The organism is Paenibacillus sp. P4_E11 (assembly GCF_056401635.1).
Genome location: NZ_JBFUIX010000358.1, coordinates 1 through 2154 on the forward strand (window position 1 = coordinate 1; position 2154 = coordinate 2154).

2 protein-coding genes are annotated in these 2154 nt (G+C 48.6%); both read left to right on the forward strand.

What is annotated here, in order from left to right; genetic code table 11:
- The coding region (locus AC1DWB_RS33955; protein ID WP_477545486.1) for a helix-turn-helix transcriptional regulator at positions 1-1339 on the forward strand (1339 nt) is incomplete at its 5' end.
- A 150-nt stretch (positions 1340-1489) separates the two neighbouring features.
- Complete coding sequence (locus AC1DWB_RS33960) at positions 1490-1915, forward strand: hypothetical protein (RefSeq protein WP_477545487.1); 426 nt, start codon at positions 1490-1492, stop codon at positions 1913-1915.
- Positions 1916-2154: the final 239 nt, after the last annotated feature.

A 2154-nucleotide genomic window follows, 5' to 3' on the forward strand; every position in this document is an offset into this window, starting at 1 on the left:
CTTCAGCTATGCGCAAACTGCGCTGGAGCTCGGGGTCGTGAAGTACTTGCTGAAGCCAGCTGGAGACGAAGAGATTCTTGAAGCTGTGCTAGACGCAGCGAAACAGTTGCGGGAAGAACTGGAGCTGAAGCATGATCAGGACATGCTTCAGCACAAATGGACGCAACATCTGCCGCACTTACAGAACAACTTCTTCTTGAATTGGATTTCGGGTAAGTTCGATACATGGGAAGTGCTGGAACGGAGTAACGATGTCCAGATCTCGTTATTACCCGATACTCGCTACGGTATTGCAGTCATTGACATGGACCCGCTGCCGGAGCTAGAAACCAGGTTCTCCAATCAAGATGCCTCACTCCTGCAATTCTCGTTGAACAGTATTGCGAAGGAAATGCTGACTGAATGCTGGGTCTGCTCAGATCCAACCGGACACACCATAGTGTTGTTCCCGATGCCAAACGATCGGGACCCGAACCAACATCTACTCCAAGTGAACACCGAGGTCACCCGCTTGCTATCGAACGTCAAGCAGTGTCTGAAATTAACGGCCAGTGCAGGTATCGGCGGCAGTTGCGGCAAGAGTGATGAAGTACCGCTGCTCTACGCTCAAGCGTGCAGTGCCTTACAGAGCCGGATCATATATGGCAGGGATATTGCTATCCCTTATCAGGAGTCGACAGGACACACGCCAGTTCTGGCTGTCGAGCCGAACCTGGAGAAGGCGCTAGAAATTGCGCTGCAGACGGGTGATGAGGTTAAAACCTTGGAAACGGTGAACCTGCTCTGGAAACATGGCATGAGTCGGGCCGAATCAATCAAGGATGTGCATGAGAATGTACTCTATTGGAGCAGTCTGCTCGTCCGCACGATTCAGAAGCAAGGCTGGGTCATCATGGAGTTGGTGGGTGAGGAAGACTATTCGTATTTGCAAAATCATAAGCTGCTGACTACAAAGGAACAAATATATGCCTGGCTCCAGCGCATCGTACGTAGTGTGATTGCATACGTGCACAAGCAGCGCAGTACGACAAGCCATCAGATCGTCAAATCCATACTAAGTATTGTGGAGAACGAGATGGATCAGGAAATTACCCTTCATACTGTCGCTGATCGTCTATTCGTCAATTCCTCTTACCTCAGCCGATTGTTCAAGCAGGAAACCGGGAAGTCTTTCTCTGCATATGTATTGGAACGCAAGATGGAACGAGCGAAGGCGGCGCTAGTCGATGGGGCGAAGATCAGCGAGGCGGCAAGCCTTGTCGGCTATCATGACGGCAGCTACTTCACTCGCGTGTTCCGCAAGTTCTGGGGGGTTACTCCAGGCGAGATTCGTTCCTAGGAGTCTGTCCGACGAGAATCAGATCGTCGGATAGACTCCTAGACTCCTGTAAAATTAAGAAAAAAATGTCTATTCTATTACATGTTCTCTATCAGGATTGTGATATACTGAATACATCTAATGTGAACTTGAGAATAGGGGACGGATCTCATGGATAAACTGGACATGATTCTAAGTAAACTGGAAGCGCTAGAAGAAGGGCAAAAATCGCTGGAGCAAGGGCTAAAATCGCTGGAGCAAGGGCTAAAATCGCTGGAGCAAAGACAAGGCTCGCTTGAACATGGGCAAAGCTCGCTTGAAATTGKGCAAAAAGAACTGGTTCTAAACAGCCGAGCGATCCGTGACCGCCAAGAAGAATCCGATGTTAAACTGGAAGCCTTAGCTATGGATGTACATAAAATACATGGTAGGCAAGAAGCTCAAATCGAAAAGCTGAATGCCGTAGCCGATGAGCTCCACACATTTCGGAGAGAAACTAAAAGCAACTTTCGTCAGATAGAAGGTCACATGCGATTGAGCGACAATGACCTGGATGAAGCGGTTGAACGCATTGTACTGTTGGAATCCCGTCAATAAGGCAAAGTTAAGTCGGTTATCCCCAGGACAGGATGACCGACTTATATTTTATTAATCGAATGAGAGGAGAGTTGAGTTTGAGAACGAACCGATACACTAGTTTCTTCCTGGGCTTGCTCTTTACATTTGTATTCATGATGTCCGGCTGTAAACAACAAGACGTCACGGAGCAACCGCCACCAAACGATCCGACCAATCCCGATGTTGTCGTCATTGGCTCCGAGATCGAAGGAGTGTAC